The sequence below is a fragment of the Neisseria sp. HMSC03D10 genome (assembly GCF_001807625.1).
Classification (GTDB): domain Bacteria; phylum Pseudomonadota; class Gammaproteobacteria; order Burkholderiales; family Neisseriaceae; genus Neisseria; species Neisseria mucosa.
The window spans coordinates 11,935-15,544 of sequence record NZ_KV789492.1 but is presented as its reverse complement, the minus strand read 5'-3'; the positions used below and the strand labels follow the sequence as shown (position 1 = coordinate 15,544).

Genomic DNA, 3,610 nt, shown 5'->3' with positions numbered 1-3,610 from the left:
GCCGTACTGGTTTAAAGTTAATCCACTATAACAAACAAACCCGTATCAAAACCCTAACGGGCAGGCTGTAACAATCTCAAAACATACCGGCAAATAAAAAAGCCCGGACATTTGTCCAGGCTTTTTAAATTTGGTGGGTCGTGAGCGATTCGAACGCTCGACCAACGGATTAAAAGTCCGCTGCTCTACCGACTGAGCTAACGACCCGATAAGCTGCGAATTATAGAAGGCGGGACTTTTCGTGTCAAGCAATTTTCTCAAAACAACAAGATTAAATCTTTAAATATTTGATTTCCCGATTATTCGCTTTAGCATAATCTTCAGCACTACAAGGTCGTCTGAAACCGTTCGAAAGGCTTTCAGACGACCTCTGCCCTTTATTCCACTACAATTTTCGGGAAGCGGCTGCTGAAATCTTTGCCTTTGTCTGCAATGGTCAGGGCGATTTGGAAGGCTGCGTCGGTGTAGATTTTGGCAATGGCGGGATGTTCGTCAAACAACTGTTTCGCCGCGCCGCCGTCCATTGCTTCGCGTACGGGCAGGCTTAACGGAAGCTGTCCGAGCAGCGGGACATTCAGACGACCTGCCAAGTTTTTGCCGCCTTCCGAACCGAAAATAGCTTCGGCGTGACCGCAGTTGGAGCAGATATGTACCGACATGTTTTCCAGTACGCCGAAAATCGGGATATTGACTTTGTGGAACATATCGACTGCTTTGCGCGCGTCAATCAGGGCAATGTCTTGCGGCGTGGTAACGACGACTGAACCGGTTACGGGGATTTTCTGCGACAGGGTGAGCTGGATGTCGCCTGTACCCGGCGGCAGGTCGATGAAGAGGTAGTCCACTTCGTCCCACTCGCTTTGGAACATCAACTGCTGCAAGGCTTGGCTGACCATCGGGCCGCGCCAAACGACGGCTTGATCGGTATCGACCAGAAAGCCGATGGACATCACTTGGATGCCGCTGTCGGCTTCGACGGGAATCAGTTTTTTGTTTTGTTGGTCGGGTTTGCGGTCTTGCACGCCCAACATGGTCGGTTGGCTGGGGCCGTAGAGGTCGGCATCCAGTACGCCCACTCGCGCGCCCATGCGTGCCATGGCGGTGGCAAGATTGGCGGTGGTGGTGGATTTGCCGACACCGCCTTTGCCGGATGCAACGGCAATGATGTTTTTGACGCCTTTGATGGTGGCGACGCCGGGCTGTACTTTGTGTGTTGTGATTTCAGTGTCAATGCTGAGGTGGATATGCGCATCGCCCGTGATGCCGATGACGGCTTCTTGCAGGCTGTTGGCGATGTCGGCGGCGATATGTCCGACGGGGAATCCGAATTTCAGTCCGATATGGAGGCCGTCGGAACGTTCTGCCAACAGTTTGACGGCTTTTTCACTGCCGAGCGTGCGTTCGGTGCCGGGGATTTTTACTGCTTCGATTGCAGCGGAAATGGCGGGGATATTCATGTTGTTCTCTCTGATGCGGTGGCGTTTGAAACAGAACGAATGATACCGTATTGCCTTGTTCGGACGCAAAATATTGCGGGCTTGGCGTTTCAGACGACCTTTCGCATGAAACGCCAAGCCCGCGGGGAAATGCGTATAATGACCGCCTGACAAAATTTGTAAGCATCAAAATAAGATTATGGACATTTCCGATTTCGATTTCACCCTGCCCGACCGATTAATTGCCCAGCATCCGCCCGAAGTGCGCGGCAGCAGCCGTCTTTTGGTCTCGCTGCCCGATATGCCGCTGCAAGACCGCGTGTTCGGCGATTTGCCTGATTATATTGAGGCGGGCGACGTTTTGGTGTTCAACAACACCAAAGTCATGAAAGCGCGGCTGTTCGGGCAAAAAGAGAGCGGCGGCAAAATCGAGGCCCTGATAGAGCGCGTTTTGGACAACCACACCGCGCTGGCGCACATCCGCTCGTCCAAATCGCCCAAACCCGGCACGAAGCTGATTTTTGAAGGCGATATTTGTGCCGTCATGGTTGAGCGTGCGGACGAACTGTTCTGCCTGCGCTTTGAAGGCGGGCAAACCGTTTACGAGCTTCTGGAGCAAAACGGCCATTTGCCGCTGCCTCCTTATATTGAACGCGCTGCCGGCGCGGATGACGACACGCGCTATCAAACCGTCTATGCCAAACATCAGGGCGCGGTCGCGGCGCCGACGGCAGGTTTGCATTTTACAGACGAGCTTTTAGGTCGTCTGAAAGCCAAAGGCGTGGAAACGGCGGAAGTAACCCTGCACGTCGGTGCGGGAACGTTCCAGCCCGTGCGCGTGGACAAAATCGAAGAACACAAAATGCACAGCGAATGGTTTGACGTACCGCCCGAAACCGTCGCCGCCATCGAAGCCGCCCATGCGCGCGGAAACAAAGTTTGGGCAGTCGGCACCACCTCCATGCGCGCCCTCGAATCTGCCGCGCGCGAGACAGGCCGTCTGAAAGCGGGACAGGGCGACACCGATATTTTCATCACGCCGGGCTACCGCTTCCGCGTCATCGACCGCCTGATTACCAACTTCCACCTGCCCAAATCCACGCTTCTGATGCTCGTCAGCGCGTTTTCAGGCATGGAACACATCCGCGCGGTGTACCGCCATGCGGTCGAACATGAATACCGTTTTTTCAGCTACGGGGACGCGATGGTTTTGGGGCGGAGAGAAACGGACATCGAGGATTAAAAGATACTGCTCCTCCTGCCGCCCTTCCCGCCCTGGAAATTTGCTTTTGAATCCGGCAACGGTTTTTAAACGCTTATTTCGTAAAATTTCCTATGGATTCCCGCCCGCGCGGGAATGACGGCAGGAACCTTATTATTTCGGTTTGCCATCAGTCTCCCGGTTCAATATGAAACCGGCTTTAATTCATGAAGTCGAACTTCAATTATTTGCATCTTCCTTTTCTTGATTGGTTTTCCTGAAAATTCGTCTAACAAAAACATAGGGAAGAAATATTGAAAGAAAATTCAAAGTCCCCTGAATAAAATTCAAATTCCAACTGTATTTATTGATATAGCCGAGAAGGAACATATCGGATAAAAAATATAGAAATTGATAACAAGCTATGACCAATATGACGAAAAATATAAACTGCTTCCAGTTGTTCATATAATCCCTCACACCATTTCCAAAAGGTCCGACGCTGCCAACGATACATCCATACCCTTGCTTCTTCATGTTTTTCCTGATTGAAGCCCGCCGGTAGGTTTTTCAATAACAAATATTCATTCTTGCCGATGCGTTCTAAAGCTTTTCCCGAGTCATCCGTACTTATTCCCTATCAAACACACCTTATAGTGGATTAAATTTAAATCAGGACAAGGCAACGAAGCCGCAGACAGTACAGATAGTACGGCAAGGCGAGGCAACGCCGTACTGGTTTAAAGTTAATCCACTATAAAATGCAACTCATAATGCAATTCATTGTGAAATTGATACCTTCAAAGTATTTTCAGATACCCCGATCATATCCCTGAAAATATTGATTCAATCAGACGATAATATATGAAATCAAACAACTCATAGATACTCAAAATAGCCAAAAGCCTTTCCTACCTTGGCTTTGGCCTTGGGCATTAAATTACAATATAGTGGATTAAATTTAAATCAGGAC

General features: G+C 50.1%; 3 protein-coding genes, 1 tRNA gene and 1 pseudogene. 2 read left to right on the top strand and 3 right to left on the bottom strand.

The annotated features are described in order from the left end of the window. Positions 1-131 precede the first annotated feature (131 nt). Together HMPREF3066_RS01285 and apbC are read right to left on the bottom strand one after the other, a co-directional pair. Positions 132-207 (bottom strand) — tRNA-Lys (locus HMPREF3066_RS01285). Between the two features lie 170 nt (positions 208-377). Further along, positions 378-1,457 carry an iron-sulfur cluster carrier protein ApbC gene (gene apbC / locus HMPREF3066_RS01280; protein ID WP_070439936.1) on the bottom strand — a complete coding sequence of 360 codons (1,080 nt, stop codon included), beginning with the start codon at positions 1,455-1,457 and terminating at the stop codon, positions 378-380. A gap of 178 nt (positions 1,458-1,635) precedes the next feature. Between apbC and queA the strand changes: the two genes are divergently transcribed. Then, positions 1,636-2,679, top strand: a complete 1,044-nt coding sequence (gene queA, locus HMPREF3066_RS01275) for a tRNA preQ1(34) S-adenosylmethionine ribosyltransferase-isomerase QueA (protein ID WP_070439929.1) — start codon at positions 1,636-1,638, stop codon at positions 2,677-2,679. A gap of 198 nt (positions 2,680-2,877) precedes the next feature. On the opposite strand, the gene HMPREF3066_RS13455 is transcribed toward queA, so the two are convergent. Beyond that, positions 2,878-3,105 carry a hypothetical protein gene (locus HMPREF3066_RS13455; protein ID WP_029609675.1) on the bottom strand — a complete coding sequence of 76 codons (228 nt, stop codon included), beginning with the start codon at positions 3,103-3,105 and terminating at the stop codon, positions 2,878-2,880. Between the two features lie 157 nt (positions 3,106-3,262). Between HMPREF3066_RS13455 and HMPREF3066_RS13240 the strand changes: the two are divergent. Next, positions 3,263-3,394 (top strand): annotated as a pseudogene (locus tag HMPREF3066_RS13240) (IS5/IS1182 family transposase); the annotation flags it as partial. Between the last annotated feature and the right edge of the window lie 216 nt (positions 3,395-3,610).

Coding starts and splice junctions, on each gene's coding strand:
- apbC (WP_070439936.1), bottom strand. CDS start 1,457: ATGAATATCCCCGCCATTTCCGCTGCAATCGAAGCAGTAAAAATCCCC.
- queA (WP_070439929.1), top strand. CDS start 1,636: ATGGACATTTCCGATTTCGATTTCACCCTGCCCGACCGATTAATTGCC.
- HMPREF3066_RS13455 (WP_029609675.1), bottom strand. CDS start 3,105: ATGAACAACTGGAAGCAGTTTATATTTTTCGTCATATTGGTCATAGCT.